Here is a 26389-nt window from a genome sequence, read left to right as displayed (position 1 = left end):
GGTTGAAATCTCAATTGAAATGCGGGGAGGAACGGCAAATTTTAAGGAACAAGCAGACCTGTGGAGGAAGAATACGATGAAGATTTTGTCACTGCTCGGGGTCTTTTCCGCTGCCGGCGCGCGGCAAAGCGGGCCGCAAGAAAGCGAAGCCACCCGATGGGCCACCGATCCGCTGTCGCATCCTGTGCTGGACACCATGTCGGAGCGCGAACTCGGCGACGTGCCGTTCCGGCTGACGGCCCGGCGCACTGCCTACGAGACCGGCACCGGGCAGGCCGGCTGCGGCTGAAGATGCGAGCGAAGCGACGTCGCGGAGACCCAGGGATGACGAAGCCATGGTGGTCTGCGGCCAATCGCAAACGTCGGATATTGGTCGGCTGGAAGCTGCTCGTCCGCCGCTGCAACCCGTTCTGGCCCAACAACAAGCGGATTGTTTCACCGGCTCGTGCACTTATTGTGCGCCGCAATGAAAGCCGCTTCGCCGTCCCCTTTGCGCCTCGCCTTCGCCGGCATGATTGCCCTGGCCGTCGCCATGGGCATCGGCCGCTTCGTCTACACGCCGATCCTGCCCGGCATGATGGAGGAACTAGGACTGACGCCGGCCGATGCCGGCTGGATCGCATCCGCCAACTATCTCGGCTATCTCGTTGGCGCGCTCGCAGCCGTCGGCGGCTGGGCGCACGGTCGCGAGCGCCTGCTGATGCTGGCCGGTCTTGCCGCCACCGCAGTCCTCACCGGGCTGATGGGCCTGGCCGGCACGATGGCGGCCTTTCTCGTCATCCGCTTTCTTGCCGGTGTGGCCAGCGCCTTCGTCCTTGTGTTCATGTCCAGCATCGTTTTCGGTCATTTGGCCGTGGTCGGCCGAAACGACCTGCAGGCGCTGCATTTCGGCGGCGTCGGCCTCGGCATAGCGGCGTCCTCGGCGCTGATGGCAATACTCGTCACCGGACAGGCCGGCTGGCCGGCGGGCTGGTTCTGGTCCGCCGCGATCTCGGCCTGCGCCATTGCCGTCGTGGCCTTGCTGCTCGGCAGCACTGCGACCGCCAACGGCGCCGATGGCCGCGAACCGGCGCTGCCAAAGGACCGGTCACTGGTGAAGATCATCGTCGCCTACGGGCTGTTCGGCTTCGGCTATATCGTGACGGCGACGTTCCTGGTCGCCATCGTCCGGCAGGGCGGCGGCGGCCGCGTCTTCGAGGCCGTGGTGTGGATGGTCACCGGCCTTGCCGGAATTCCCTCGGTCTGGCTCTGGCAGAAGATCGCGGCAAAGATCGGGCTCTACCGGGCTTATGCCTGGGGGTGCCTCGTCGAGGTGGTCGGGGTCAGCGCGAGCGTCACTATGGGCGGACACATTGGGCCGCTGCTCGGCGGGTTTCTGCTTGGCGGCACCTTCATCGCCATCACCGCGCTCGGCTTGCAGAGCGGAAGGCAGCTTGCCCCGCAAGCGCCACGCCGGATCCTGGCGTTGATGACGGCGTCCTTCGGCCTCGGTCAGATCATCGGTCCGATCGTCGCCGGCCTGCTTGCGCAAGCCTCGGGCGACTTCTTCCTCGCATCGATCGTGGCCGCCGCCGTGCTGCTTGTCTCCGGCGCGGTCATCTGGTCGGCTGCGCCAAAATCGCCATGATTGTGGTCTTGCTCGGTGCCGGGCATCACGCACCGGCCATTTTCATTCCGATCGATGTGTGACCTTATGCCCGCTGAACAGCAACGCCGCTGATTTGCGCATCGACCGAGGATTTCCCAACAGTGTTCGTATCCTTCTTCCCGCAGCCGAAGTTGTTTTTCACTTCGGCCGTCGCCTGGAGCCTTCTGCTCGTCCTTCTGTGGTTTTTCGGCGGCGAGCACCTTGGCACGATGCTCGGCATGCCGCCGGTCGACCCGCAGGCAGCACCAGTCATCAGCCCGATAAGATTCCTGACGCCGGCATTCCTCTGGTTTTACGGATATTTCTTCGCCGGTATGGGCGTATTCTACCTTTTCTGGGCGCTGTATTCCCCGCATCGCTGGCAAAACTGGTCGATCCTTGGCTCTGGTTTGATTATTTTCGTCACCAATTTCATCGTGCAGATCAGCGTGGCGCTCAATGACTGGCGCGGCATGTTTTACGATATGGTGCAGAAGGCGCTGACCACGCCGGGCTCCGTTTCCCCTGCCGAGCTTTACTACGGAGTATGGCAGTTTCTGTCCTTGGCCCTGGTCTATATGAGCATCGCCGTTCTGAACGTCTTTTTCGTCAGGCACTATGTGTTTCGCTGGCGCACCGCGATGAACGATTATTTTACCGCTTACTGGCCGAGGCTGCGCCATATCGAAGGGGCGTCGCAGCGCGTTCAGGACGACACGATGCGCTTCTCCGGCACAATGCAGGGGCTCGGCGTGAACTTCATCGACTCCATCATGACCCTGATTGCATTCCTGCCCTTGCTGGCCTCCCTTTCTCTCCATGTCTCAACGCTCCCAATCGTCGGAGCAATCCCTTATCCGCTGGTCATTGCGGCGATCGCCTGGTCGCTGTTTGGCACCGGCTTGTTGGCAGTCGTCGGCGTCAGGCTGCCCGGGTTGGAATTTCGCAATCAGCGGGTTGAAGCCGCGCTGCGCAAGGAACTTGTCCTCGGCGAGGACGACACGGCACGAGCGCAGCCACCAACTCTGGCCGAGCTTTTCAGAAATGTTCGCAAGAACTATTTCACTCTCTATGCACACTATGTCTATTTTGACATGGTCCGCTATCTATACCTTCAAGTCGACAACGTATTCGCTACTCTTATTCTTGTTCCGACCTTGGCAATCGGCAAGATAACATTTGGCGTTTTCCAGCAGATTGTTACCGCTTTTTCACAAGTCGCCACTTCGTTCCAATATCTCGTGAATTCCTGGCCGACCATCGTCGAGCTGATATCCATCTACAAGCGCCTGCGCGCCTTCGAGGCGACACTTGAAGGGGCGCCGCTGCCGGAAATCGACCAGGCCTATCTGGAGCGAGAGCGAGCCGGCTTGCGGCCTGAGGATCAGCCGGTAAGTTGAGAGTGACGGGGCGGCGAGCGCTTTCGGCTCAGCCGCCCACCGACGCCCACTTTTGCCGGCGTTGGCGCGAAACATAGTCGCGATAGCTGATGCACTCGACATCGGGCCTGGTGCAGACCTCGTCGGCAAAGCGCTCGAGCGCCTTCCAGTAGGCGCCGTCATTCATCAGTGTGAAATGGAAGCCGAGTTCCAGCGGAATGCGTTTGCCCTGATATTGCGCTTCGAAGGCGGCGCGAAAGGCGTCATGGGTCCGGTTGGCGAATTCGTCCGCCTGGCTCGGCCGCTCGAAGCCGCCGGAATGCCTGACATAGAGATTGTAGTCCATCGCGATCACCGGCCTTGTGTCAGGACCTTCCGGAATCTTCGGCAGTGAGAAGCGCGTGATGCCGTCGCTGGTTGGTGGCCGGGCAGGGCCGCGCGACACACCGCTCGCGTCGAACCAATAGCCCGCCCTTGGCAGCGCCTCGTAGAGCGCCTTGTTTGCCGACAGATAGGGTGCGCGAAAGCCAACCGCCTTACGTGCAATTTCGCGCCAGCCTGCGGGTTCGGAGGTAATAGCGTTGATCGAATAGGCATTTTCGAGAATGCGCTTGAACGAACCGAACTCGCTCAGCCAGTCGGCCTTGTTCCAGTCCTTGCCGTCGAAATGGCCGCAAGCGTGGCTGCCGATGTCATGGCCTTCCGAGGCGGCAAGGTTTATCTGCTCGAGCCGGTCAGCGATTTCCTGTTTCGAGGCGGCGAAGCCGATATTGGATTTGCCTGATGCCTTGCCGGGCGCCGTGTATTGCTTGCGCGTCTCCGGCGAGAGCAGGAAGACGCAGGACACGAAGTAGGTGAAATGGGCGCCGGTGCGCTGGGCCAGCGCCCGGCTGCGCTTCCATTGCAAAATATCGCGGGCGCTGTCGAACGAGATGAGGACGGCCTGCTTTGGCTTTGCCGGCGCTGGCGGGTCGGCGACAGCAGCGCCCGCCGCAGCAAGCGACGCGATCGAAAACGCAACAGCGCGGGACAAACGAGGCATCAGTGTCTGATCTGGATTTTGAGGAGGGTTCGCGCACCGGCTATCGGCGAAATGTGGCGTGGGTGCGGTCGCCCTTTGCAGTCATCCTTTACATCGTCGTCCGGCGATTAGCCGATTTTCCGGTCGAACCCCTTCCATGCCGGCAAAATTTCGCTAAAACGCGGGCTACCGCATCGGCCTGAAGTGCAGAATTGATTTTTTTTCAGGAAACACGATGCGCAAATTCAAAGTGTTAGAGCGTACTTTCCATGGACGCACGTCGCTCTAAACCGCCCTGAGGCGGGCAGGATGGTTTTGAGATGTCGGACGACAGTTTTATCCGCGAAGTCAATGAAGAGATGCGTCGCGATCAGGCGCATGCGCTGTGGGACCGTTTTGGTCCTGCCTTGCTTGCGCTCGCGATACTGGTTGTGGTCGGCACCGCCGCCTACGTCGGCTATCGCTATTGGGACGAGACCCGCGCCAATCGCTCGGGCGATGCCTTCTCGCAAGCGCTGAAGCTCGCCAATGAAGGCAAGAGCGACGAAGCGCTGGCGGCCCTCGATGCGCTGGAGAAGGATGGCTACGGCGCTTATCCGCTGCTCGCCCGCATGCGGGCGGCGACAGTCAAGGCGGACAAGGGCGACGTCGCCGCCGCCGTCAAGGATTTCGACGAGGTCGCCGCCGATGCGCACATTCCATCGGGCCTCCGCGATATGGCGCGCCTCAGGGCAGCGCTGCTGCTCGTCGACCACGGTTCGTTCGCCGATGTTTCGAGCCGAGTCGAGACGCTCACCGCCGACACCAATCCGCTGCGCCATACGGCGCGCGAGGCGCTCGGCCTTGCCGCCTGGAAGGAAGGCAAGGCGACGGACGCACTGAAACTGTTCGACCAGATTGCCTCGGATGACAGCGCCCCGCGCAACGCGCGCGAGCGGGCCACGTTGATGTCCGAGCTGATCCGTGGGTCGGGCGGCGTGTCGTGACAGATGACGTTCAAAGTCGCCATCATTGGCCGGCCTAACGTCGGCAAATCGACCCTTTTTAACAGGCTGGTGGGAAGGAAGCTGGCGCTTGTCGATGATACGCCGGGCGTTACCCGCGATCGTCGCGTCCATGCCGCCAAACTCTACGATCTGCATTTCGACGTCATCGACACTGCCGGCTTCGAAGATGCCGCTGCTTCGACGCTGCCGGGCCGCATGCGCGCCCAGACCGAGATCGCCATCCGCGAAGCCGACCTGATCTTTTTCACCATCGATGCCAAGTCTGGGCTGATGCCTGACGACAAGACCTTCGCCGAGATCGTGCGCAAGTCCGGCAAGCCGGTTGTCGTCGTCGCCAACAAGGCCGAGGCGCGCGGCGCCCAGGGCGGCATGCTGGAGGCCTGGGAACTCGGCCTTGGCGAGCCGATCCCGGTCTCGGCCGAACACGGCCAGGGCCTGCCCGATTTGCGCGATGCGGTGATATCAGCACTGGGCGAGGCGCGCGCCTTCGGCGAAGAAGAAGATGCAGACGAGGAGGCCGCGGCCAGCGAGGTGCTGATCGGCGAGGACATCACCGACCCGGATGCCGAGCCGAGCTATGACGATACCAAACCGCTGCGCATCGCCGTCGTCGGCCGTCCGAACGCCGGCAAGTCGACGCTGATCAATGCGCTGATCGGCGAGGAGCGGCTCCTGACCGGTCCGGAAGCCGGCATCACCCGCGATTCCATCTCTGTCGACTGGGACTGGCATGGCCGCCGCCTGAAACTGTTCGACACCGCCGGCATGCGCCGCAAGTCCCGGGTCCACGAAAAGCTGGAAGTCATGTCGGTGCAGGACGGCTTGCGCGCCATCCGTTTTGCCGAGATCGTCATCATCGTGCTCGACGCCACCATTCCCTTCGAGAAGCAGGATCTGCAGATCGCCGACCTGATTATCCGCGAGGGCCGCGCGCCGGTGATCGCCTTCAACAAATGGGATATGATCGACCACCCCCAGGAACTCCTGGCGGAACTGCGCGAGAAGACCGAGCGGCTGTTGCCGCAGGCGCGCGGCATCCAGGCGGTGCCGGTCTCGGCCGAGACCGGGCGCGGCCTCGACAAGCTGATGGATGCCGTCATCAAGACGCACAGGGTGTGGAACAGCCGCGTCTCGACCGGCAAGCTCAACCGCTGGCTGGAAGGCATCCTGGCGCACCATCCGCCGCCTGCCGTCGCCGGTCGCCGGCTGAAGATCAAATATGTCACCCAGGCCAAGACGCGGCCGCCAGGCTTCGTCGTGTCCTGCTCGCGGCCGGACGCGATGCCGCAATCCTATGTCCGCTACCTCTCCAACAGCCTGCGCGAAGCCTTCGACATGCCCGGCGTGCCGATCCGCATCGCCTTGCGGACCTCGGAAAATCCGTTCGCCGGCAAGGCGAAGAAACGCCGCTGAGCGCCGCGTCTTTTGGGCGCCAGCGTCAGCCACGACGCGCTAATGGGCGGTGTAAGCTCCGTCGACCAGATGGTAGCTGCCAGTGATAAAGCTGGCCTGATCGGACAACAGGAAGCACACAAGAGCCGCTACCTCTTCCGGTTTGCCGCGCCTGCCCATCGGTTGAAGGGCTGCCATGCGCCTGGTATTGGCTAATGCCTCCGCTTGCTCCGATAGAAGAGGCGTTTCGATCCAGCCGGGGCCGACGACATTGATCCGGATGCCCATCCTCGCATATTCAATCGCAGCAACCTTGGTCAGCCCAACGACCCCGTGTTTCGCTGCCGTGTATGCGGACGCAGTCGGCAAGCCGACGGAACCGAGAATTGAGGACATGTTCACGATGGCGCCTCCGCCTCGATCCAGCATGGCGGCGATTTCGTACTTCATGCTGTAGAAAACGCCATTCAGATTGACGTTCATCAGCCTGTGCCAGTTGTCGAGCGGATAGTCTGCCGTCGCTTTTCGAACGCCGTCGATGCCGGCATTGTTTACCGCCATATCCAGTCCGCCGCATTTCTGGACAGTGAACTCGATCAGCTTTTCGACGGCTGCCGCATCCGTGACATCGACCGCAAAATCGTGGGCCCTGCCTCCTTGCGCGCTTATTTCGGCAGCCATGCAGCGCGCGGCCTCGGCATCAAGGTCGGCGACAACAATTTCGGCTCCTTCTTGCGCGAGTTGCCGTGACACAGCCGCTCCTATTCCGGAGCCTGCGCCGGTCACAATCGCGACTTTACCATGGAAGTCAGGCTTCATCGTCTCTGTCCTATGCCCATTGTGGCCTAACCGAACAGAGGCGGACGGTTATCGCAAGAAGTTTCGCTCCAATTCGCTCGTCAATCCTGTGAATTCATTTTGCCACCCCACAGCGAGACTTGGCCCGCAGGCCTTGCAATGGTAGAGACGAGGAAGGGCGGTAGATTGACCAGTTTCCTAGCAGGTAGAAATGGAAGAACACAACATTGCGCGCCGGGGGCTCGTGCTGGGAAGTCTGGCTCTGATGCTCTCCGGGTGTACGTCGACGTTACAGCAGGTGACGGAGCCGATTTCATCCGCGTTCGGACCAAGGAATGGCCTCAATCCTCGTTTCCGACGGAAGCAAGTGCGGTACGACGGAAACGAGCCGCCTGGAACGATCGTCGTCGATACTTCGCAACGTTTTCTCTATGCCGTCGAGGGCGACGGGTGGGCGACGCGCTACGGCGTCGGCGTCGGCGAGCAGGGGCTTTCGTTCAAGGGTACAGCGACCGTCGCCCGCAAGGCGGACTGGCCGTCGTGGACACCCACCACCAACATGATGAGGCGCAAGCCTCGCCTGGTGAAGTATGCAGGCGGGGTCCCTGGTGGACCAAACAACCCGCTTGGTGCGCGTGCCCTTTATCTCTATCGCAACGGGCGCGACACCTACTTCCGGATACATGGTACAAACGAGCCATGGACGATAGGCACAGCGGTATCGAACGGGTGCATCCGTTTGACAAATGACGACATCATCGACCTCTACGAACGGACTCCTTTGGGCACGACGGTGGTGGTGGTTTGATGGTGGGCAGGCCTGATCTCCGTTGCATGGTGAGCCCTGCCGGCACGTCACCGCAAGGATTTCGGCTGCAACCGAATGCCGACTGTGTCATTTCTGCACTAGGCTTTGGTGTAGATCGCAGCTAACTTGGTTGGGCTGCATATCTTTTTATTTGTGGCGATTCTATAGGCTGTTCCGCCCCTGGGGAAAGGATTGCTTGATGAGCAGAATGTTGATTGTAATGGTTGCTACCCTTGCCGTTACCAGCCTGAGTGGCTGCGCGAACGGGATCGGTAAAGGAAAGGGGAAGGCTCCTCCGCCGGAACCCGTTGCCGTAGAAGAGCCCGTGATTAAATAAGCACCGGCTTTCGGAGATTTGGGGAAGGGCCGCCAGGCCCTTCCCCATCGATATGCAGGGGCCAAGGCCGGATTCGCAGCGTACATGCGGTTGGCGGGCATAGGCTGGCACCAGGTCTGCCTCGGAGTTCTGGATGAGATGACGCTTGTAAGTGGCCGTTCAACAATTGTGGCCCTGCTCGCGCTTGTCGCGGCGTCATGTCAGTCGCAGGACAACAAACCCCAGCCGACTTTTGTGTCCAATGAACGGGCACTGAGTACCGCGGCGATGCCGGCGCGCGCGGCCCAACGGCATTTCATCGAGTTCCGCTCCCGGTACGCCCTTACCTACGGCCATTCCTACGTGATTTTTGGACGATTGAACCAGGCGGGACGGATGGTCAACCCCGAAGTCGCGGGGCTCGCTCCGAAGTCCGATGATCCCAATGTCTATGTTCTCGGCCATGTGGCGCCCGTGCCAGCCACGACCGGGTGGACGGACGGCGACCTGGAAGATGCCTACCGGTCGGCAAGCTGGCGCGTTTTACTTACCGAAGCCGAATATAGGAAAGTCGTCGCGAGCATACGAAAGCTGCAGGCCAGCTCTCCGCTTTGGCACGCCTCACTCTACAACTGCAACGCATTCGTAGCGGACATCGCCAGATCGATGGGGTATAAGACCCCCGGTACCTGGCTCCGGCCGCAACAATTCATAACCAAGCTTCGGGAGATGAACGGCGGTTGAAATGCGATTTGCAAACCCGCTCTCGCCTCATTCGCCCGGTCAACTCCGAAAGCAGCGCGCTCTGAATGTCTTCGGTCGACAATTCGGACGCTGACATCGTTGCGACGGTTTATCGTGGTCCCAGATCGAGAAAAGGCTCCGGTGACCTGAAGTGACCATTTCTGTAGCTTCACTTGGCGAGATCATATGGGTGATCGGCCTCGTTGCCTGGTATGTGATCCGGTATCCCTTCGAGCGCCGGGCAAGGCGCGTGCGAATTGTAGCTGGCGGCCGCTCGCGTTCCGACACCGTCGGGCTTGCATCGGCTCTCCTTGGCCTGGCGATCCTGCCTGGCTTCTATGTCGCCACCGGCATCCCCGCAGCGGCTGACCATCCGGCCAGCGTGTGGTCGGTGGCGCTCGGAACCATCATCTTCTGCTCCGCGCTGTGGATTTTTCGCATGTCCCACAAGGAACTTGGCCGTAACTGGTCGATCACGCTCGAGATTCGCGAACGGCACGAACTGGTCAGCGCCGGGCCATACGCCTTGGTCCGTCACCCGATGTACACCTCGTTCCTGCTTATGGGGCTCGGCCAGCTCTTTCTGCTGCCGAACTGGGTTGCGGGCATATCCGGTTTGATTGGTTTCGCCGTCCTTTTCCTGCTGAGAGTGGACAAGGAAGAGCGTATGATGCTTGAGACTTTAGGCCCGCAATACCGTGCCTATATGGAAAGGACCAAGCGAATAGTCCCTTATCTTTATTAGAGGTCGTTTGATGCGAGGTCGAGCCATCAAGCTTTCGGCGCCCCGGCGCCTTGTTGGCGATCTGATGAGGTTTTCGATCGGCGTGCCACGGGTCGCGGTGCAGCGTCAGATGAATCTCGGCCCACTCGTAAGGGCTAGAATGGCGCAGCAGACCAGGCCCTCGTGGACCGCGATCTTCCTGAAAGGCTATGCGCTTCTCGCCCTGGAGATGCCGGAGCTGCGGCGCGCGTATGTCAAATTGCCCTGGCCGCAGCTTTACGAGTATCCGGCAAGCGTGGCCTCGATTGCCCACGAGCGCGAATATGATGGCGAGCCGGCCGTTCTGCTGAGCTGCATCAAATGCCCGGAACGCTACTCCATCACGGAACTTGAGGGGTCCATCCACGCGGCTCGATCACGGCCGATCCTCGAGGTCCCGGAGTTCCGGCGTGCCTTGCGCATGGCAGCTGCGCCCGCGCCTGTCAGGTGGCTGCTTATGTGGCTAGGGTTGAACATCGCCCGGCAAAGGGCAAATTACTTCGGTACCTTCCAACTGTCCGTCTATTCTGGTCTCGGTGCGGAATCACTCAACCCGCTGACACCATTGACCACGCTTCTAAACTACGGTCCGATCGGCAACGACGGATCGGTGAATGTCCGCATCCACTACGATCACCGGGTGATGGATGGAGCGAACGTTGCACGAGCACTGGAGCGATTCGAAAAGATTTTGAACGGCACTGTCGCCAATGAAGTGGTGCTGCTCGGTCAGGGTGTTTCCGCTCCTGCAAGACAGAGGAACGCGACGTGATTTCGCACAGTGGATTGCGGCCGGCCGTCGTCGTGATTGGCGGCTCGGGTGGAATTGGCCGGGCAATTGCGAGCGTCGCTGCACGGGAGCACGGCGCGGTTGTGCTGGTTGCCCGCTCGCCCGAGGGTTTGGCCGCCGCGGCGTCTGAGGTTCGGGAGGCGGGTGGCGAGGTATTCACGCTCGAGCTGGATCTCGTGGCAGGCGATGCGCCAATTCGCCTGGAGGGCTTTCTGTCCGCACACGGCCTGGTCTGTGATGTCCTGGTCAACAGCGCCGGCTATGGCCTGCGGGGCGCGACGACGGCGCTGCCTGTTGATGGTCAACTCGGCATCATCGATCTCAACATACATTCCCTCACAGAACTGACCCTCCATTTTCTGCCCGGAATGGTGGCGCGCCGACGGGGCGGGGTGCTCAATCTCAGTTCCGTGGCCGGGTTCCTTCCCGGACCTTATATGGCTCTGTATTTCGCCAGCAAAGGTTTCGTGCGCTTCTTCTCAGAGGCGCTTCACCAGGAATTGCGTCGAACCGGTGTGACGGTCACATGCGTGGCACCGGGCCCGGTGTCGACGGAGTTTCTCGCAAGGTCAGGCGCCAATCAGACGGTGCTCTTCAACGCCTTGCCCAAGGTGGATGCGGAATATGTGGCCGAACGTGCGTGGCGAGGGTTCAGATCCGGTCGTCGCCTCGTCGTGCCGGGAATCTCGGCCAAGTTGGCTGCCCTGGCGGCATCGTTCCTGCCTTCCGCAGCGCTGCTGCCCCTGGTCGGCCGGCTGCAACGCGGCGGCAATGATCAATGTCCTTGCGGTTCAGGTATGAAGTTCAAGAAATGCTGCGGTACCCGCCAGATCCAGCTGCGCCGGGGCCCTCGGGGAATTATCCCCTGACCGGACCAGCTCGCCACCGAAAAACCTCATTGAAGCAAGAGACCGCTCGCCGATGGCGGGCCGTTAAGCATGTTCGTGGCATAGCCGTTAAGCATGTTGGTGGCAGAGAGGAGGCTCCCCCATCTCTGAACAGCGCTCTGCGGAGCGGGTATTGCGACCGTTGGAGCCGTTTCCAACAAAAGCCTTTGAAATGATTGGCGCTGTCGAGCTCCGTTAACGCCCCATCAAGGTTAATGCATCATCGTGCCTCTCCAGTGGGGTCCGTTGCGTTTCTGGAGAGTTCCGTGCATCGACGTGTTTTGAAGCGGCTTGTCGCTTTCGCCGGTGAGAAAAGACGTTCCTTTCTGTCTCCTCTGGTCGTTGGACTTGGCATCTGGGTCGGCTTTCCCAATGTCATTGCCTACCAGGACATGACGAGCCTGGTTTCCGGTCTCAAGGCGCCGAACGCCCGCTGGAACGCCTATGTCGAGAAATCCGTCGCCGGCTCGGTCCATGCCGCCGAAATGCCTTTCCTCGATTCCGACACCACCGGCTCGATCTCGGGTTCCGGCGTCCGGTTGCCCGGCATCGGCGCCGTGTCGTTTCGCGGCAAGGGCAGCGTGGCCAGCACGACGCCCGACGAGGACCGCATCATGCGCGCCGACAAGAAGGGCCGCATCATCATCGTCTCGCCGGTCGCGCCGCCGAAGAACTTCAATGCCGGCTCGGTGTTTGAGCGCACCTCCTCGCTGCTTCGCCCGAGCATGGACAGCGGGCTGAAGATGGCATTCGCCAAGCCCGAGATCAAAGGCAAGGAGATCCAGATTGCCGCCGCGTTCCATAGGCGCGTCGACAAGAAGCCGGATCCCGGCGTGCCGGCCATGCTGGCCTCGCTGGTCAACAACGACCGCCCCGACGTCCTGGCGACCGCCTACGCAGCGGCCGCGCCTGACTATGCCCAGGCTTCGCCCTTCGAGGCCTTGCTTCAAGACGAGCAGCCGAACGATGGCCGCTTCATTCCGCCGGTGGCCAAGGGCGATCATTCGTGGATGCAAACCGCGCTGCCGGCGAGCGTCTTCTCGAAGCCGGAACAGGCTTGCCTCGCCAATGGCATCTATTTCGAGGCGCGCGGGGAATCGGTGCGCGGCCAGGCCGCCGTCGCCCAGGTCATCCTCAATCGCGTTCGCAATCCGGCCTATCCGAACTCGATCTGCGGCGTCGTCTATCAAAATGACAAATGGTTCAACCGTTGCCAGTTTTCCTTCGCTTGCGACGGCAGGAAGAAGCGCATCCAGAGTCCCGCCCACTACAAGACCGCGCAAGACATCGCCATGGCGGTCACTGCCGGCAAGATCTTCATCCCGGAAGTCGGATCGTCGACGCATTACTACGCCAACTACGTCAACCCGGGTTGGGCGCGGACGATGAAAAAAATGACCAGGATCGGCCTGCACATTTTCTATCGCACCTATGGCGGCGGCTGGAGCTGAGCGCTCCGGCAAGGCCCCGGGCGCGGCCGATCGAAGACCCGTCGCTGCAGGGATTCGGCCGCGACACGCCGGCGGCGGTAGCGGGCACGATGTCGCACCCTGGCAAGCAATTGATTTTCATGGGAAAAATACTTGACGATGAAGTCCTGCCCGTGGCTTGACGGGCGGGGACCCTCTAACTATGTTGCCGGCGACTTAAGAGCGGACGGACGGTGACGATCTGACCGGGCAAGGGGTTTGCGATGGCCGACAAGAATGGGCCAGACGGAACCGGAGAAACCGGCCGCGGCAAACAGCGTCAAGCCGATATCCGCGACGACGATCTTGAGCGCCGCCGGCGCGACCTTGAAGCATCGCTTGCGACAAGGCGGCCGGACCGGCTCGAGGGGAAAGACGACGCGAAAGCGGGCAGTGCGGCCGGATATGGCCAGGCGCTCAAGCTATCCAGCGAATTCATCGCCGGGATAGTGGTTGGTGCGGGTCTTGGCTGGATCATCGACCGTGTGGCGGGGACATCGCCATGGGGTCTGATTGTTTTTTTGCTGCTCGGTTTTGGCGCCGGCGTGCTCAATGTCCTGCGCTCCGCGGGACTTATGGCGGAATTCGGGCAGGGCGATAAAGCCCGCGATCCGAAAGAATGACTTGAGGCGCCGCTTGCCGGCGCAGTGAACAGGACACTAAAGCCGCGCGCGGCTTTGATGGGGATATAAAGTGGCTGCTGACAAGGTCGATCCGATCCACCAGTTCCATATCAACAAGCTGATTCCGATCGAGATCGGCGGCTACGACCTGTCGTTCACCAATTCGGCGCTCTTCATGGTCGCGACCGTCGCCGTCGCCTCGGCGTTCCTCTATCTCAGCACCTCGAGCCGCAGCCTCGTTCCCAGCCGTCTTCAGTCGGTCTCGGAAATGGCCTACGAATTCGTCGGCAACATGCTGAGGGACGCGGCCGGAACCCAAGGCATGAAGTTTTTTCCCTTGGTATTTTCGCTGTTCATGTTCGTGCTCGTTGCCAATCTGCTCGGTCTTTTTCCATATTTCTTCACCGTCACAAGCCATATCATCGTCACCTTCGGCCTTGCCGCGCTGGTGATCGGAACCGTCGTCGTCTACGGCTTCATGAAGCATGGCCTTGGTTTCCTGAAACTGTTCGTGCCGCATGGCGTGCCGGTTTACCTGCTGCCGCTGGTGGTGCTGATCGAGGTGATTTCCTTCGTATCGCGCCCGGTCAGCCTCTCGGTTCGTCTGTTCGCCAACATGCTGGCCGGCCACATCACGCTGAAGGTGTTCTCGGGCTTCGTGGTGAGCTTGAGCGCGCTTGGCACGCTCGGCATTGCCGGATCGGTCCTGCCGCTGGCGATGGCCGTGGCGCTGACGGCGCTGGAGCTGCTGGTCGCCTTCCTGCAGGCCTACGTCTTTGCCGTGCTGACCTGCATGTATCTGAATGACGCCCTGCATCCCGGGCACTGACCCAGTTGACCCAAGAGTTTCCGGCCCTGCTGCCGGGATAGAAATCGCAACGGAATTTTTAGATCCAAAGGAGTTGAACACATGGAAGCAGAAGCAGCAAAGTTCATCGGCGCCGGCATCGCATGCCTCGGCATGGGTGGCGCCGGTATTGGCCTTGGCAACATCTTCGGCAGCTATCTGGCGGGCGCGCTGCGCAACCCGTCGGCCGCGGATGGCCAGTTCGGCCGCCTGATCTTCGGCTTCGCCGTGACTGAAGCGCTGGGCATCTTCTCCCTGCTCATCGCGCTTTTGGCCCTGTTCGGCTGAGCCCCTGTTCGGCTAACATTGGGAATTGGAAGGGCCGGCCGCAAATCGGCGGCAGGCCTGACATCAGGGGATAGTCCATGTTCGTGACATCTGCCTTTGCGCAAGAGTCCGCGCCCGCCGTCGAAGGCGGCCATACCGGCACGGAAGGCGATACGCATTCCGGCACCGGTGTGCCTGCCGAGGCGCACGGCGTGTTCCCGCCATTCGATCCGGCGACATTCCCGTCGCAGCTTCTGTGGCTGGCGATCACCTTCGGGCTGTTCTACCTGTTCCTGAAGAAGGTGGTGATGCCGCGTGTTGCCGGCATCATCGATGTCCGCAACGACCGCATCACCCAGGACCTCGACCATGCCGCCAGGCTGAAGGGCGAGGCCGATGCCGCCGTTGCCGCCTATGAGCAGGAACTGGCGGAGGCCAAGACCAAGGCCAATGCGATCGGCCAGCAGGCCAACGACGCCGCCAAGGCGGAAGCCGAGGCCGCCCGCAAGAAGGTCGAGGCAGCGCTTGACCAGAAGCTTGGCGAAGCCGAGGCTCGCATTTCGACCATCAAGGCCAATGCCATGAAGGAAGTCGGCACGATCGCCGAGGACACGGCTTCGGCAATCGTCGAGGCGCTTGTCGGCGGCAAGGCCAGCAAGGCCGAGATCGCGGCAGCCGTCAAATCCGTGGCCCGGTGAGGAGCGCATCATGGACGCCACATCACTCGCGACGCTTTGGGCCACCGTTGCCCTCGTCATTTTTCTGGGCATTGCCGTCTACGTCAAGGTGCCTAAGCTGATCGCCAAGGCGCTCGACGCCCGCGCCGACAAGATCAGCAACGAGCTTGAAGAAGCGCGTCGGCTACGCGAGGAGGCCCAGCAACTGCTCGGCCAATACCAGCGCAAGCGCAAGGAAGCCGAGCAGGAGGCCGCCGACATCGTCGCCGCCGCCAAGCGCGAGGCCGACATGCTGGCTGCCGAGGCGCACAAGAAGACCGAGGACTATGTCACCCGGCGCACCGCGCTTGCCGAACAGAAGATCGGTCAGGCGGAGCGCGAGGCGATCGGCGAAGTGCGCGCCAGTGCCGTCGATATCGCCGTCGAAGCCGCCCGCACGCTGCTCGCCGCCAAGATTGACGCCAAGGCGGGCGCCGACCTGTTCCAGGCCTCGCTTCAGGACGTCAAGTCCAGGCTGAATTAAGGAGAGAATCTCCCCCCGTTGAGGGGGAGATGTCGCCGAAGGCGACAGAGGGGGTCGCCTCGGCGTCGCGGCGCCCTATCGGATAATATGTCGAATGAAAGAGGGGCGCGGCGCTTCACGCGCGGCTACCCCCTCTGGCCTCCCGGCCATCTCCCCCTCCGGGGGAGAAAGCGGTCAATCCAGACCCGAAAAACTCTCTTCGTCGAGCACTTCGGTTCCGCCAAGCCGGAACGGTGCGAAGGACGCGCGGTGCAGCCGCGCCACCGGTCCATGCACCTCGATCGCCGTGCGGTGGCGGACCGTGGCGTAGCCCATATGGAGCTCGAAACCGTAATCCGCGTGATGGCTGCCGCAGCCGCACATCATGCGGTCGCGCATCACCTTGGCGACGATCGAGGCGGCGGCGATCGACTGCGAGCGCTGGTCGCCCTTGATCAGCGCTCTGCCTTCGCATGGCAGTCCGGGCGGCACGTCGCGACCGTCGGCCAGGGCCAGCTTTGGCTGCACCGAGAGCCCGACCAAGGCGCGGCGCATCGCCTCGAGGCTGGCCTTGAGAATGTTGCTGCCATCGATGCCTTCCGCGCTGACCGAGGCCATCGACACGGCAAGAGCGGAGCCGAGGATTTTCAGGAACAGCGCCTCGCGCTGCAGGTGGCTGAGGCGCTTGGAATCGTCGAGACCGTCGGGAATGTTGGCGGGATCGAGGACTACCGCTGCCGCGACGACCGGCCCGGCCAGTGGGCCGCGCCCGGCCTCGTCCATTCCCGCCACCGGCCACAGGCCTTCGGCCATCGCCTTCGTCTCGAAGGAGAAATCGGGTCTCTCAACGATTTCGAAGAGAAGCGGAGAATCAGAACGCGCGCGAGCCATGTTGCGGCGAGGTTCGCATCGGCTCCGATTCTCCGCAAGCCCCTCCGGGTCGGGTGAGGCACCGGACCCGGAGGGCACCGTCTGCAAGCCCGGGGACAGGACAGGCCGGACGGGATTTTTTCATCTGCCGCCGGCGTCGGCGGCAGACGATGTCTTCAAAGCAGCATCAGTTGCTCGGTTGCCTTGGCTGCGGCGACGAACTGGTCGGTCCTGAGCGACCGCCGCTCGGCGTTGAGGCCAAGCCGTTTGGCGGCAATCTCGAAGCGCCGGCCGATCTGCCAGGCATAGGGGCCGGAGCCTTTCATGCGCTTGCCCCATTCCGAATCGTAATCCTTGCCGTCGCGCATCGAGCGGATCAGCGACATGACGTGACGGTAGCGGTCCGGATAATGACGCAGCAGCCAATCCTTGAAGATCGGCGCGACCTCCAACGGCAGGCGCAGCAGGACGTAGCCGGCCTCGCGCGCTCCTGCCGCACGTGCCGAATCGAGGATTCGTTCCATCTCCTGATCGGTCAGGCCGGGGATGATCGGAGCGACCATGACCGAGGCCGGAATGCCGGCATCCGAAAGCTGCCTGATCGCCTCCAGCCGCTTGGTCGGCGTCGACGCGCGCGGCTCCATCGTTCTGGCCAGCATACGGTCGAGCGTCGTCACCGACAGCGCCACCTTGGCCAGCCCGCGTTCGGCCATGCGCGACAGAATGTCGATGTCGCGCGTCACCAGCGCGGATTTGGTGACGATGCCGACCGGGTGGCCACGCGCCTCCAGCACTTCGAGGATCTCGCGCATGATCCGGTACTGCTTCTCGATCGGCTGATAGGGATCGGTGTTGGTGCCGATGGCAATGGTGCGCGGCTGGTAGCCGTCCTTCGACAATTCCTTGTCGAGCAGCCGCGCCGCATCCGGCTTGGCGAACAGCTTCGATTCGAAATCCAGTCCCGGCGACAGGCCCATGAAGCTGTGCGTCGGCCGCGCGAAGCAATAGACGCAGCCATGTTCGCAGCCGCGATACGGATTGATCGAGCGGTCGAAGGAAATGTCGGGCGATTCGTTGCGGGTGACGATGGTGCGCGGCTTCTCGACCTGCACCTCGGTCTTGAACGGCGGCAGCTCCTCAAGCGAATTCCAGCCATCGTCGAACACATGCCGGCTGACCGGCTCGAACCGGCCGGACGGGTTGATGCCGGCGGACCGGCCGCGATTGCGCTCCGGACGGATACGGACGCCACTCTGCTCGATCATTGCATTGGCCATCTCGGCTCTTCCAGCCCCGAAGGCAGCAATGTCGGCACGCACGATCTGTTCCATTTTCGCCCTCTCCCAGGGACTGTCGGCTGGCTGTCGAATCGCTCTGTTCATGAAAATAATCCTATTTTATCCGGTGGAACAAAGCAAGAACATTTTTATGGAGCGACGCAAAAACTGGCGCTGTGCCCGGCTTTCCGCTATTCGGCTAACGATGCTCAGCGTTCTCATCCAGACCCTGAATGACGAGGAAAGACTTGCCCGCACGCTCGCCTCGCTGATCGGCGGCGCGGTCGAGGGCGTGGTGCGCGACGTTATCGTCTGCGACACCGGCTCGACCGACCAGACGCACCGCGTTGCCGAACATGCCGGCTGCCTCTATGTGGCGAGCGGCGGCATTGCTGCCGGCATCAGGCAGGCCAAGGGCGACTGGCTGCTGCTGCTGGAGGCGGGCGCGCGGTTGGGCGAGGGCTGGATCGACGAGGTCGTCGCCCACACCGCCAGGCAAACCATGCCGGCGCGATTCTCGCGGGCGCGCGGCAGCCGCGTGCCGTTCCTGTCGCGAGTGTTTTCGGGAAACCGGGCACTGGCCGAAGGGCTGGTGATCAGCAAGCGTCAGGCCGCGGCTCTATCGAAAAATGCCCGCAGCGCCGAAGCCATCGCCCGCGGCCTTGCGACCAAGCGGCTCGACGCCGAGATCTGGGTGGCGCCGGTGAAGTGACGGTCGTTTCTTTGCCGGTAAGCGGGCGAGGGACGGTCGCGTCGTTTGCTGCGGTAGTTCTCCGCCGAGGTCGTCTTCTACGAGACCGCAGTTTATCCGGCGTTAGGCGGGATGATGTGACGCTTGGATCGGGTTGCCGACCTCTGTGTATTGCGTAAAGCCCGTAAAGCCCGTATATTCCGGAACAAAGGAGCCTCGCCGATGACCACCACCGTCACCGCCGCCGCCGTCTCGAAAAACTTCGGAGCCTATCAAGATGCCGCGGTCCGCGATCCGGTCATCATCACCAAGAACGGCCGCCCGCGCACCGTGTTGCTGGCTTACGAAGATTTTGTCCGGCTGTCGAAGCGCGATCGGCGGGTCGAGTTGACAGCAGAGCTCAGCGCGGACGAAATCGCCGCGGTCGAAGCCTCCGAAATGGATCCGGGTCTCGACCATCTCAATGAGGAACTCAACGGGACAAAAAGCCTGACAGCAAAAAATGCTGCCGGCTGAAATCAAAGTCGGCCACGTCTTTCGTTATTCTTATCTCTGGCATTGGCAACACCGCGAGGGGCCGCATTGGCGCGACACTCCTGGGAGGAATGCACATGCTTGTCGTCCTGCGGGAAACTCGCGATACTCGGCGACATTTCGGGGAGATCGCAGATGAATGTATCCAAATTCGTTCGTATCGCCTTGCTGGCAGCCGCTTGCTCAGTGCCAACGATCGCGGTGGCGCAGGAGTTGTCGCTTTGGTCGGTTTATGAGAACACGCTCAAATCGGCCAAGTACATCGATCTGACCCATGCCTTCGAGCCGGTGCAGCCGGTATGGCCGGGCTTCGCCAACGCCAGGTTCAAGCCGGCTGTCGCCGGGAAGGACATCAAGGGCTACGTCAAGGCCGGCGAAGAGTTCACTTACGACAAGCACGGGTTTGTCGCGACTGCCTACGAGTTGGCGACGGACCAATATGGCACGCAGCTCGATCCGCCCTCCCACTGGAACCCGCTCGGCGCAACGATCAGCGACCTGCCGGCCACCTATGCCGTGCGGCCGCTCGTCGTCATCGACATCAGCGGCAAGGTGCGGACTGACGAAGGCTATCACCTCCAGGTCGCCGATATCGAGGAGTGGGAAAAGCAGCACGGCCGCATTCCGGAAGGTTCAGTCGTCTTCGTGCGTTCGGATTGGTACAAGAAATGGTCCGATGCCGCCCGCTTCAACCAAAAACCGTTTCCAGGCGTCAGTTTGGACGCACTGAAATTCCTGCATCTGGAGCGGAAGATCCTGTTCCATGGTCATGAGCCGCTCGACACCGACACCACGCCCAATCTCGAAGGCGAACACTGGCTGCTTCACAACGATTTCACGCAGGCAGAAGGCGTCGCAAATCTCGACAAGGTGCCAGAGGCCGGTGCGTTGGTCACAATCGGCTTCGCCAAGCCGCTCGGCGGGTCAGGCGGATATGCGCGTTACATCGCTATTGCACCCGCCGACTGGACCGAGGGCGTCTCGGTCACCGAAACGCCTGGTGCGCCGCTTTCCCGGCAAACCGCGCCGCTCAAGCGCGACGAGAACGGCGTCTTCCGCCCGACGCCCTGATCGTAGACGATATCGTCGGGGCGGCAGGGCCGTGGCGCGTCCCATTCCACGCGATTTGTGGCGCAAGTCGGGACAAAAGGTTCAGACGACCAGCCCCTCCGGCGCTCGCGAAAACGTGACTGTCCCGATGATAGCCATCGCAATTGCTGGCGCTATCGTGGCATGTGCGCCAATCCTGCCACGGGAGACAGCCTTGCTCCGCCTATCCGCCGCCGTTCTGCTGACTGTGGCTTTCTGGCCGTTCGCCGCTTCGGCCCGGGACGAGCCGCCGCCGTCGAGATGCGTTGCGATCGCTGAAGCGCTGCCGTCGGCCACCTATGCCAGCTTCACGGCGCCAAAGGCGCAGCCGTCACGGCTGGCCCAGGCTTTCGTCGACGGTGACGTTACGATCACCTATGCCGGCCATTCGACCTACGTTATCGAGACACCCGCCGGCGTCAGGATCGCCACTGACTTTTCTGGCGTCTACGGCGCTGACCCGCTGCCGCGCGTCGTGACTATGAACAAGGCCCACCGCACCCACTATTCGGACCATGTCGATCCCGGTATCGAATATGTGCTGCGCGGCTGGAATCCGGACGGCGGTCCGGCGCGCCACGCCCTTGTCGTCGACGATGTCTATATCCGCAACGTGCCGACGGATATCCGCAATGGCGGCGATCTCGGCAAGGACGGCAATTCCATCTTCATTTTCGAAGTGGCTGGACTCTGCATCGGCCATCTCGGCCATCTGCACCACCGGCTGGAGGATGCGCATTACGGCGCCATCGGCCGGCTCGATATCCTTATGGTGCCTATCGACGGCGGCATGACGCTGTCGCTCGACCGGATGACTGAAATCACCGCGCGGCTCTATTCCTCGATGATCCTGCCGATGCATCGCCATTCGACCCCGATCAGCGAATTCACAGGTAGGATGGGCGACGATTTCGCGGTGGAATTCTTCTCCGGCCGGTCGCTGACGGTCTCACTGAAGACCCTGCCCGACCGGCCGACGATCATCATCCTCGACGGGGTTTGACCGCTTCGTCGCGGCCTTCTCCGCTGTGCGCGGCCTCACTACTCCACCTCGCTCAAATCACGCGCTGTCGCGAACTCAACGAGCGTTAATGCTCCGTCAAGCTTGCCAGAAGGATTCCGGGCGATCCTTTTATTGTGCATTGCACAAAGCCTGACCGGGGATTACCGTTCCTGTGATGCGGGCGGACGGGTTTGGGTAACGCCTGAGCGTTGAGCGGCCGACGTTTCGTCGGCGCCGCCCTCACAGCTGAGGATCCTTATGACCCCTGACAAATCCGGTGCTGCAAGCCTCGAGTCGATCGCTCGAAACGGCAGCCTGCTGCGCCGCATTGCCGTGCGGATTCCGACCTATCTGTCGGACCTTCGCGAGAACCCGGCATGGCTGCCGATGTTCATGCTGGCGCGTACCATGCCGGCGCGGCGGTTACATTGGCGTGGCGCAAAACCGGTTCGACCGGCACAAGAAGTCCAGGAAACGGTGTTCACTGGCATCGACCGTGATGCGGTGGTCGGCGCGCTCCGCTCGGACGGGCTCTTTTCCGGACTTGCGCTGCCGCAGTCGATTCACGAGGAGATCGCCAGCTTCGCGCAGCGCACGCCTTGCTTCGGTAATTTCGACCGTCGGCTGGAGTTCCTGCCGGCAAAGCACGCAGAGGCCGAGAAGCGCTTCGGCCGTCCCTTGCTCAGCGGCCACTTTTTCGAGCGGATCCTCGACTGTAACGCTGCGCTTACCGTGCAGCGCGATCCGCTGCTTCTCGACATCGCCGCCCATTATCTCGGCAGCCAGGCGAAGCTGATCACCACGCGCGTCTGGTGGAGCTTTCCGACGAGCTCCGCCTCCGACGCCGAGAAGAACCTGGCGTCGCTTGGCAAGTACCACTTCGATCTCGACGATTGGCGGATGCTGAAATTCTTCTTCTATCTCAATCCGGTCGATGCCGAGACTGGCCCCCATGTCTATGTCCGCGGCAGCCACAACCGCCGCACCCTCAAGCACCAGTTGACGCTCCTCGTCGGCCATCCCGCGGAAGAGGTTCTGAATGTCTACGGCGCGCAGAGTCCGATTACGCTGACCGGCGAGGCGGGATCGGGCTTCGTCGAGGATCCCTTCGGCTTCCACATGGGCACCGTGCCGACGCGCAAGCCGCGGCTGATGATGGAAGTCGGCTTCGGCGTATCGCCGCCCTCGCGCCGGCGATTCCACGGCGAGCCGGTTATTCGGTGATTTTCGGCGCTGGTTCTGGTCCCGAACAGCCTTTTGAGAACCTGGTCTAACTCGCCTTGGTGCCGCCGCGCCGCAGATGCTCGTCCAGGCGCGGCATGATCTCGACGAAGTTGCAGGGCATGTGCCGGTAGTCGAGCTGCGGCTTCAAAATGCCGTCCCAGGCGTCCTTGCAGGCGCCGGGCGAACCCGGCAGCACGAAGACGAAGGTCGCGTTGACGACGCCGCCAGTCGCCCGGCTCTGGATCGTCGAAGTGCCGATCTTGTCGTAGGAAATGCGGTGGAACACTTCGGAAAAGCCGTCCATGCGCTTTTCGAAGATCGGCTCCAGCGCCTCCGGCGTTACGTCGCGGCCGGTAAAACCGGTGCCGCCGGTGGTGATGACGACATCGATCGCTTCGTCCCTCGACCAGCCCAGAACCTTGTCGCGGATTTTCTCGCGATCGTCGGTGACGATGTCGCGGCCGGCGAGAATATGGCCGGCCTCGAGGATGCGGTCGGCCAGCGTCTGGCCGGATTTGTCGTCGGCAGGGCTGCGCGTATCGGAAACGGTCAGCACCGCGATGCGCACGGGAACGAAGGAACGCCTTTCGTCAATCCTGGCCATATGCGTCAAGCTCCGATGTCATGCTTCGCGTCGCGGCGACGAACCAGTCGGGATGGCGGCTGCGGATATCGACGGCGGCGCGTTTGGCGACATTGCCGGTCTCGAACAGCCCAAAACAGGTCGCACCGGAACCGGACATTCGCGCGAACCCCGCTCCGGCCTTGTTGAGCACCGAAAGTGCCTTGCCGATGGCAGGTTGGATCGCCCGTGCCGCAGGCTCGAGGTCGTTGCGCGTGATCTCCAGCCAATTACGGATGCTGTGGAAGTCGAGGCTGCGCGGCAGCGGCGGCAGCCCCTCATTGTCGCGATGGGAAAGCGCATTGAACACCTCGGCCGTGGAGATGGCAGTGCCGGGATTGACCAGAACCAGCCCGAGTGCGGGAAAGCCCGGCACGGCCGACAATTCGTCACCGACGCCGCGCGCGATCAGCGGCCTTGCCATAAGGCACATCGGAACGTCGGCGCCCAGCGAGAGGCCGACCCGCGCCAGGTCGGCATCGTCGAGGTCCAGTCTCCATGTCTCAACCAGCCCGCGCAGCGCCGTTGCGGCGTCGCTCGAGCCGCCGCCGACGCCGGATGCAACCGGCAGGTTCTTTTCTAGCCTGATTGCGACCGGCGGCGTATGCCGCGGACCAGCCTGTTTTCGCAGCGCATCGCGCGCTTTCACGACCAGGTTGCCGTCGTCGAGCGGGACTGCGGAGGCATATCGGCCTGACACGGAAAACCCGTCGCTGTCGGCGAGCTCGATGTCAACCCGGTCGCCGAAGCGCGTGAACACCGCCAGGCTCTCGATCATGTGATAGCCGTCGGCGCGCCTGCCGGTGACGTGCAGCGCGAGATTTATCTTGGCATGCGCATGCAATGCCCGGACCCTATTGCCGGAAGCCACTGTCTCAGTCACGAGGGGGATGATGTCAGTCCTTGGCCAGGCGGTATTCGCCGGTCTTCGGGTCCCTGACCAACGTGCCCATTGTGCCGTTGCTAGCCTGCTTTTCGGTGCGCCGTATCTTGGCCGTCACGCGCTCGGCTTCCCTGACGAAGGAGCGATAGCCGAAATAGGCGAGCAGGCCGACTGCGATGAAGAAAATGATCTGTGGCATGTCAAACTCCTCTCGCAAGGCCGACTGCGGCGCCGGTCGGACGGTCAAACTTTCAAGTTAAACGCTTTCGCCGGTTTTTCAAAGCCCGAAGCGCGCCCATAGTGCGCGCTCTTCCGCCGCATCGATCACGCCGCTTGCGGCAGCAGCGGCGATCTCGGGCGCCGAAAAGCCGCCTCTGCTTGAGCCGAACCAGCCGAAGCGGCCGAACAGGCCGCGCGGCGCCGTGATCAGCTTGAGCTGGGTTTTTGGCCCGAAACGGGCCCTCAGCACGCTGCGCATATCGCCGAGTGCATCGACAAGGCCGAGTTCCAGTCCCTTCTTGCCTGTCCAGAACAGTCCGGTGAACAGGTCCGGGTCGTCCTTGAGCTTGGCCCCGCGCCGGTCCTTGACGAGGTCGATGAAGGTCTCGTGGACCTCGAGCTGCAGCGCCTTCAGCCGCTCGATATCTTCCTTCTTCTCTGGCTTGAACGGATCGAGCACCGCCTTGTTCTGGCCGGCCGTATGGACGCGGCGCTCGACGCCGATCTTCTTCAACAGCTCGGGAAAGCCGAACGAGGCCGACACCACGCCGATCGAACCGACGATAGACGACGGATCGGCAATGATCTCGTCGCCCGCGACCGCGATCATGTAGCCGCCCGACGCCGCCACGTCCTCGACGAAGACCAGGACTTTTTTGTTCTTCTCGCTCGCCAGGTCGCGGATGCGTCTGAAGATCAGCCGCGACTGCACCGGCGAGCCGCCCGGCGAATTGATCGAAATGGCGACCGCGGGCGCGTCGAAGGAAAACGCCTTCTCAATAGGGCCAGCGGTAGATGCCAGCGACAGGCTCGGCCGGAACGGGCCGCCGCCAGGCATGATGGTGCCGTGCAGCCGGATGACGGGAATGGTGACGATGTCGGAGCGCCAGGATTTCGGCAGCAGGCGGTTCAGGAAGCGTTTCACGGGGTCTCCGGTCAAAATTGGCTTGAAGGCATGTAGGGATTCGCCGGCCAACGGCAATGCCGCGACGCCCGGCCGGCCAAAAAGGCTCAGTCGCCGAACAGCGAAGCCATCCCGTTGTTGATCATCTCGGTCCGCTCCGTGGGGCCGTCACCAGATTGCGCGTGCAGCATCAGCGGCGGGCGGATCGACAGTTTTCCGCGTGCGCCGAGGATTGCCCTGACGACGATGCGGATCGCCGCTACCTCGGGGCGGGGGTGGACGGCCAGCATCTCGGCGTCGCCGAAGCGGCCCGATATCGCATCGAGGATAGCGCCGAGCTGATCGGGCCTGGCAATCACGGCAAGACCGCCGCGCGGCCTGACCACGGCAGCCGCGCTTCGGATCCAGCTGTCGAACAGCCCGTCCTCCATCACATGCGCCGCCTTCCTGAGCGGGTCGGGCGTGGCGCGATCCTCGGCGGCGTTGAAGGGTGGGTTCATGATGACGAAATCGAAGGAATTGTCGGCAAGCCCAGTGGCGGCTCGTGCCTGGCCCGACAGCGCGACGTCGGCGGCGAGCACCGAGGCGCGGTCGTTGAGATGCGCATTACCGGGGTGGGCAAGCGTCGTTGCGGCGAAGGCCGCCATTTCCGGAGACCGTTCGATGAGCACGGCCTCGGCATCAGGACAGCGCGATAGCACGGCCAGGCCTGCGGCGCCAGCACCCGCGCCGAAATCGGCAAGGCGCCCGGCGAAGGAGGACGGCACGGCAGCCGCCAGCATCATGGCGTCCATGCCGGCGCGATGGCCTGCCTGTTTCGGCTGCACCAGCCAGAACCGCCCGCGATGGAAAGCATCGACGGTATGGGCCGGCGTGTCCTGGACAAGAGTGGCGCGCGCCGCGGACATTACTTCTGGCGCATCTCGTTGGCGATGCCGGCATCCGTCAGGATACGCCGCGCCGCATCGGCCTGGTCGGCTTCGACCATGATGCGCCTGGGCAAGATGCCGATCGAACCGTCGAGCACGCTCATGTTCTGGTCGGCGACGAAACAGCCGATGCCGGCATCGCGCATCAGCGATTCGACAAAGGAGATGATCACGGCGTCGTTGGTGCGGATAAGCTCTATCATAGGACGAAACTCGCAGGTTGCAGC

General features: G+C 62.4%; 32 protein-coding genes. 22 read left to right on the top strand and 10 right to left on the bottom strand.

Annotated features, from left to right (window positions below; all coding sequences use genetic code 11):
• The first annotated feature begins 76 nt into the window (after positions 1–76).
• The 3 genes from AC0L2K_RS05645 (at position 77) to sbmA (ending at position 3027) form a co-directional block, all read left to right on the top strand.
• Complete coding sequence (locus AC0L2K_RS05645) at positions 77–289, top strand: hypothetical protein (RefSeq protein WP_128167720.1); 213 nt, start codon at positions 77–79, stop codon at positions 287–289.
• Between the two features lie 177 nt (positions 290–466).
• Entirely contained in the window at positions 467–1627 is a 1161-nt protein-coding gene (locus AC0L2K_RS05640; RefSeq protein WP_287341512.1) for a YbfB/YjiJ family MFS transporter, read from the top strand.
• Between the two features lie 122 nt (positions 1628–1749).
• On the top strand, positions 1750–3027 hold the full coding sequence (gene sbmA / locus AC0L2K_RS05635; RefSeq protein ID WP_023799410.1) for a peptide antibiotic transporter SbmA: 1278 nt from the start codon (positions 1750–1752) through the stop codon (positions 3025–3027).
• A 28-nt stretch (positions 3028–3055) separates the two neighbouring features.
• Here the strand turns inward: sbmA and AC0L2K_RS05630 are convergent, their stop codons facing one another.
• Entirely contained in the window at positions 3056–4048 is a 993-nt protein-coding gene (locus AC0L2K_RS05630) for a polysaccharide deacetylase family protein (RefSeq protein WP_128167717.1), read from the bottom strand.
• A 299-nt stretch (positions 4049–4347) separates the two neighbouring features.
• Between AC0L2K_RS05630 and AC0L2K_RS05625 the strand changes: the two genes are divergently transcribed.
• Positions 4348–5013 carry a tetratricopeptide repeat protein gene (locus tag AC0L2K_RS05625; RefSeq protein ID WP_128167716.1) on the top strand — a complete coding sequence of 222 codons (666 nt, stop codon included), beginning with the start codon at positions 4348–4350 and terminating at the stop codon, positions 5011–5013.
• Between the two features lie 3 nt (positions 5014–5016).
• On the top strand, positions 5017–6447 hold the full coding sequence (der, locus tag AC0L2K_RS05620; RefSeq protein WP_473530828.1) for a ribosome biogenesis GTPase Der: 1431 nt from the start codon (positions 5017–5019) through the stop codon (positions 6445–6447).
• 39 nt (positions 6448–6486) lie between these two features.
• Here the strand turns inward: der and AC0L2K_RS05615 are convergent, their stop codons facing one another.
• Positions 6487–7245, bottom strand: coding sequence for an SDR family NAD(P)-dependent oxidoreductase (locus AC0L2K_RS05615; protein ID WP_023799406.1), 759 nt, complete (start codon positions 7243–7245; stop codon positions 6487–6489).
• Positions 7246–7435: 190 nt separating this feature from the next.
• Between AC0L2K_RS05615 and AC0L2K_RS05610 the strand changes: the two genes are divergently transcribed.
• The 12 genes from AC0L2K_RS05610 (at position 7436) to AC0L2K_RS05555 (ending at position 15938) form a co-directional block, all read left to right on the top strand.
• On the top strand, positions 7436–8032 hold the full coding sequence (locus AC0L2K_RS05610) for a L,D-transpeptidase (protein ID WP_023799405.1): 597 nt from the start codon (positions 7436–7438) through the stop codon (positions 8030–8032).
• A 199-nt stretch (positions 8033–8231) separates the two neighbouring features.
• Positions 8232–8369: an ABC transporter gene (locus AC0L2K_RS05605; RefSeq protein ID WP_084646669.1), complete on the top strand. Its 138-nt coding sequence runs from the start codon at positions 8232–8234 to the stop codon at positions 8367–8369.
• A gap of 138 nt (positions 8370–8507) precedes the next feature.
• Positions 8508–9092, top strand: a complete 585-nt coding sequence (locus tag AC0L2K_RS05600; protein WP_031255001.1) for a hypothetical protein — start codon at positions 8508–8510, stop codon at positions 9090–9092.
• Between the two features lie 157 nt (positions 9093–9249).
• Positions 9250–9837: a protein-S-isoprenylcysteine O-methyltransferase gene (locus AC0L2K_RS05595; protein WP_031254999.1), complete on the top strand. Its 588-nt coding sequence runs from the start codon at positions 9250–9252 to the stop codon at positions 9835–9837.
• A gap of 10 nt (positions 9838–9847) precedes the next feature.
• Entirely contained in the window at positions 9848–10627 is a 780-nt protein-coding gene (locus AC0L2K_RS05590; RefSeq protein WP_023799402.1) for a hypothetical protein, read from the top strand.
• Positions 10627–11514 (top strand): SDR family NAD(P)-dependent oxidoreductase, encoded by an 888-nt coding sequence (locus AC0L2K_RS05585; protein ID WP_473530971.1) that lies wholly within the window; start codon positions 10627–10629, stop codon positions 11512–11514. The genes AC0L2K_RS05590 and AC0L2K_RS05585 overlap by 1 nt, the downstream gene beginning before the upstream one ends.
• A gap of 284 nt (positions 11515–11798) precedes the next feature.
• Positions 11799–12983, top strand: a complete 1185-nt coding sequence (locus AC0L2K_RS05580; protein ID WP_287172039.1) for a cell wall hydrolase — start codon at positions 11799–11801, stop codon at positions 12981–12983.
• Between the two features lie 242 nt (positions 12984–13225).
• The gene (locus tag AC0L2K_RS05575; RefSeq protein WP_023799399.1) at positions 13226–13624 is read left to right on the top strand and encodes an AtpZ/AtpI family protein; all 399 of its coding nucleotides are present in this window, start codon (positions 13226–13228) and stop codon (positions 13622–13624) included.
• A 70-nt stretch (positions 13625–13694) separates the two neighbouring features.
• The gene (locus AC0L2K_RS05570) at positions 13695–14453 is read left to right on the top strand and encodes a F0F1 ATP synthase subunit A (RefSeq protein WP_077381387.1); all 759 of its coding nucleotides are present in this window, start codon (positions 13695–13697) and stop codon (positions 14451–14453) included.
• An 81-nt stretch (positions 14454–14534) separates the two neighbouring features.
• Entirely contained in the window at positions 14535–14759 is a 225-nt protein-coding gene (locus tag AC0L2K_RS05565) for a F0F1 ATP synthase subunit C (protein ID WP_023799397.1), read from the top strand.
• A 77-nt stretch (positions 14760–14836) separates the two neighbouring features.
• A complete protein-coding gene (locus tag AC0L2K_RS05560) occupies positions 14837–15436 on the top strand; it encodes a F0F1 ATP synthase subunit B (RefSeq protein WP_128245596.1) in 600 nt (199 codons plus the stop codon).
• A gap of 10 nt (positions 15437–15446) precedes the next feature.
• Positions 15447–15938 carry a F0F1 ATP synthase subunit B gene (locus tag AC0L2K_RS05555; RefSeq protein WP_128179833.1) on the top strand — a complete coding sequence of 164 codons (492 nt, stop codon included), beginning with the start codon at positions 15447–15449 and terminating at the stop codon, positions 15936–15938.
• A gap of 174 nt (positions 15939–16112) precedes the next feature.
• Here the strand turns inward: AC0L2K_RS05555 and AC0L2K_RS05550 are convergent, their stop codons facing one another.
• Both AC0L2K_RS05550 and AC0L2K_RS05545 read right to left on the bottom strand, forming a co-directional pair.
• On the bottom strand, positions 16113–16808 hold the full coding sequence (locus AC0L2K_RS05550; RefSeq protein ID WP_128167708.1) for a ribonuclease HII: 696 nt from the start codon (positions 16806–16808) through the stop codon (positions 16113–16115).
• Positions 16809–16963: 155 nt separating this feature from the next.
• Positions 16964–18118 (bottom strand): PA0069 family radical SAM protein, encoded by a 1155-nt coding sequence (locus tag AC0L2K_RS05545; RefSeq protein ID WP_027152303.1) that lies wholly within the window; start codon positions 18116–18118, stop codon positions 16964–16966.
• 151 nt (positions 18119–18269) lie between these two features.
• Between AC0L2K_RS05545 and AC0L2K_RS05540 the strand changes: the two genes are divergently transcribed.
• The 5 genes from AC0L2K_RS05540 to AC0L2K_RS05520 all read left to right on the top strand — a co-directional run bounded on the left by AC0L2K_RS05540 (position 18270) and on the right by AC0L2K_RS05520 (position 22605).
• Positions 18270–18776: a glycosyltransferase gene (locus AC0L2K_RS05540; protein WP_473530970.1), complete on the top strand. Its 507-nt coding sequence runs from the start codon at positions 18270–18272 to the stop codon at positions 18774–18776.
• A 201-nt stretch (positions 18777–18977) separates the two neighbouring features.
• Positions 18978–19271, top strand: coding sequence for a type II toxin-antitoxin system Phd/YefM family antitoxin (locus AC0L2K_RS05535; protein WP_027152305.1), 294 nt, complete (start codon positions 18978–18980; stop codon positions 19269–19271).
• A gap of 153 nt (positions 19272–19424) precedes the next feature.
• A complete protein-coding gene (locus AC0L2K_RS05530; RefSeq protein WP_287226005.1) occupies positions 19425–20360 on the top strand; it encodes a cyclase family protein in 936 nt (311 codons plus the stop codon).
• Between the two features lie 193 nt (positions 20361–20553).
• Entirely contained in the window at positions 20554–21381 is an 828-nt protein-coding gene (locus tag AC0L2K_RS05525; RefSeq protein WP_245277668.1) for an MBL fold metallo-hydrolase, read from the top strand.
• Positions 21382–21639: 258 nt separating this feature from the next.
• A complete protein-coding gene (locus AC0L2K_RS05520; protein WP_128167704.1) occupies positions 21640–22605 on the top strand; it encodes a phytanoyl-CoA dioxygenase family protein in 966 nt (321 codons plus the stop codon).
• Positions 22606–22651: 46 nt separating this feature from the next.
• Here AC0L2K_RS05520 and moaB read toward each other — a convergent pair whose 3' ends face one another.
• From moaB to AC0L2K_RS05490, 6 genes are all read right to left on the bottom strand, one after another.
• A complete protein-coding gene (moaB, locus tag AC0L2K_RS05515; protein ID WP_023799387.1) occupies positions 22652–23209 on the bottom strand; it encodes a molybdenum cofactor biosynthesis protein B in 558 nt (185 codons plus the stop codon).
• Entirely contained in the window at positions 23196–24098 is a 903-nt protein-coding gene (locus AC0L2K_RS05510; RefSeq protein WP_128167702.1) for a 4-(cytidine 5'-diphospho)-2-C-methyl-D-erythritol kinase, read from the bottom strand. Before AC0L2K_RS05510 ends, moaB begins: the two co-directional genes overlap by 14 nt.
• A gap of 25 nt (positions 24099–24123) precedes the next feature.
• Entirely contained in the window at positions 24124–24309 is a 186-nt protein-coding gene (locus AC0L2K_RS05505; RefSeq protein WP_027152312.1) for a membrane protein, read from the bottom strand.
• A gap of 78 nt (positions 24310–24387) precedes the next feature.
• A complete protein-coding gene (locus tag AC0L2K_RS05500) occupies positions 24388–25254 on the bottom strand; it encodes a S49 family peptidase (RefSeq protein WP_023799384.1) in 867 nt (288 codons plus the stop codon).
• A gap of 86 nt (positions 25255–25340) precedes the next feature.
• The gene (locus tag AC0L2K_RS05495) at positions 25341–26141 is read right to left on the bottom strand and encodes a tRNA1(Val) (adenine(37)-N6)-methyltransferase (protein ID WP_287236961.1); all 801 of its coding nucleotides are present in this window, start codon (positions 26139–26141) and stop codon (positions 25341–25343) included.
• Complete coding sequence (locus AC0L2K_RS05490; RefSeq protein WP_023799382.1) at positions 26141–26365, bottom strand: putative signal transducing protein; 225 nt, start codon at positions 26363–26365, stop codon at positions 26141–26143. The genes AC0L2K_RS05495 and AC0L2K_RS05490 overlap by 1 nt, the downstream gene beginning before the upstream one ends.
• Positions 26366–26389: the final 24 nt, after the last annotated feature.

The organism is Mesorhizobium sp. WSM4817 (genome assembly GCF_055811135.1).
Note: the sequence above shows the minus strand (reverse complement) of the source record. Positions and strands in the feature narration are given on the sequence as shown.

What these genes read in the sequence shown, in the direction of transcription:
- AC0L2K_RS05540 (WP_473530970.1), top strand. Translation starts at nt 18,270, where the DNA reads ATGCTCAGCGTTCTCATCCAGACCCTGAATGACGAGGAAAGACTTGCC.
- AC0L2K_RS05565 (WP_023799397.1), top strand. Translation starts at nt 14,535, where the DNA reads ATGGAAGCAGAAGCAGCAAAGTTCATCGGCGCCGGCATCGCATGCCTC.
- AC0L2K_RS05550 (WP_128167708.1), bottom strand. Translation starts at nt 16,808, where the DNA reads ATGGCTCGCGCGCGTTCTGATTCTCCGCTTCTCTTCGAAATCGTTGAG.
- AC0L2K_RS05615 (WP_023799406.1), bottom strand. Translation starts at nt 7,245, where the DNA reads ATGAAGCCTGACTTCCATGGTAAAGTCGCGATTGTGACCGGCGCAGGC.
- AC0L2K_RS05560 (WP_128245596.1), top strand. Translation starts at nt 14,837, where the DNA reads ATGTTCGTGACATCTGCCTTTGCGCAAGAGTCCGCGCCCGCCGTCGAA.
- AC0L2K_RS05520 (WP_128167704.1), top strand. Translation starts at nt 21,640, where the DNA reads ATGACCCCTGACAAATCCGGTGCTGCAAGCCTCGAGTCGATCGCTCGA.
- AC0L2K_RS05555 (WP_128179833.1), top strand. Translation starts at nt 15,447, where the DNA reads ATGGACGCCACATCACTCGCGACGCTTTGGGCCACCGTTGCCCTCGTC.
- AC0L2K_RS05640 (WP_287341512.1), top strand. Translation starts at nt 467, where the DNA reads ATGAAAGCCGCTTCGCCGTCCCCTTTGCGCCTCGCCTTCGCCGGCATG.
- AC0L2K_RS05590 (WP_023799402.1), top strand. Translation starts at nt 9,848, where the DNA reads ATGCGAGGTCGAGCCATCAAGCTTTCGGCGCCCCGGCGCCTTGTTGGC.
- AC0L2K_RS05610 (WP_023799405.1), top strand. Translation starts at nt 7,436, where the DNA reads ATGGAAGAACACAACATTGCGCGCCGGGGGCTCGTGCTGGGAAGTCTG.
- AC0L2K_RS05490 (WP_023799382.1), bottom strand. Translation starts at nt 26,365, where the DNA reads ATGATAGAGCTTATCCGCACCAACGACGCCGTGATCATCTCCTTTGTC.
- AC0L2K_RS05605 (WP_084646669.1), top strand. Translation starts at nt 8,232, where the DNA reads ATGAGCAGAATGTTGATTGTAATGGTTGCTACCCTTGCCGTTACCAGC.
- AC0L2K_RS05535 (WP_027152305.1), top strand. Translation starts at nt 18,978, where the DNA reads ATGACCACCACCGTCACCGCCGCCGCCGTCTCGAAAAACTTCGGAGCC.
- AC0L2K_RS05495 (WP_287236961.1), bottom strand. Translation starts at nt 26,141, where the DNA reads ATGTCCGCGGCGCGCGCCACTCTTGTCCAGGACACGCCGGCCCATACC.
- AC0L2K_RS05600 (WP_031255001.1), top strand. Translation starts at nt 8,508, where the DNA reads ATGACGCTTGTAAGTGGCCGTTCAACAATTGTGGCCCTGCTCGCGCTT.
- AC0L2K_RS05575 (WP_023799399.1), top strand. Translation starts at nt 13,226, where the DNA reads ATGGCCGACAAGAATGGGCCAGACGGAACCGGAGAAACCGGCCGCGGC.
- AC0L2K_RS05545 (WP_027152303.1), bottom strand. Translation starts at nt 18,118, where the DNA reads ATGGAACAGATCGTGCGTGCCGACATTGCTGCCTTCGGGGCTGGAAGA.
- AC0L2K_RS05530 (WP_287226005.1), top strand. Translation starts at nt 19,425, where the DNA reads ATGAATGTATCCAAATTCGTTCGTATCGCCTTGCTGGCAGCCGCTTGC.
- AC0L2K_RS05630 (WP_128167717.1), bottom strand. Translation starts at nt 4,048, where the DNA reads ATGCCTCGTTTGTCCCGCGCTGTTGCGTTTTCGATCGCGTCGCTTGCT.
- AC0L2K_RS05625 (WP_128167716.1), top strand. Translation starts at nt 4,348, where the DNA reads ATGTCGGACGACAGTTTTATCCGCGAAGTCAATGAAGAGATGCGTCGC.
- AC0L2K_RS05505 (WP_027152312.1), bottom strand. Translation starts at nt 24,309, where the DNA reads ATGCCACAGATCATTTTCTTCATCGCAGTCGGCCTGCTCGCCTATTTC.
- moaB (WP_023799387.1), bottom strand. Translation starts at nt 23,209, where the DNA reads ATGGCCAGGATTGACGAAAGGCGTTCCTTCGTTCCCGTGCGCATCGCG.
- AC0L2K_RS05645 (WP_128167720.1), top strand. Translation starts at nt 77, where the DNA reads ATGAAGATTTTGTCACTGCTCGGGGTCTTTTCCGCTGCCGGCGCGCGG.
- der (WP_473530828.1), top strand. Translation starts at nt 5,017, where the DNA reads ATGACGTTCAAAGTCGCCATCATTGGCCGGCCTAACGTCGGCAAATCG.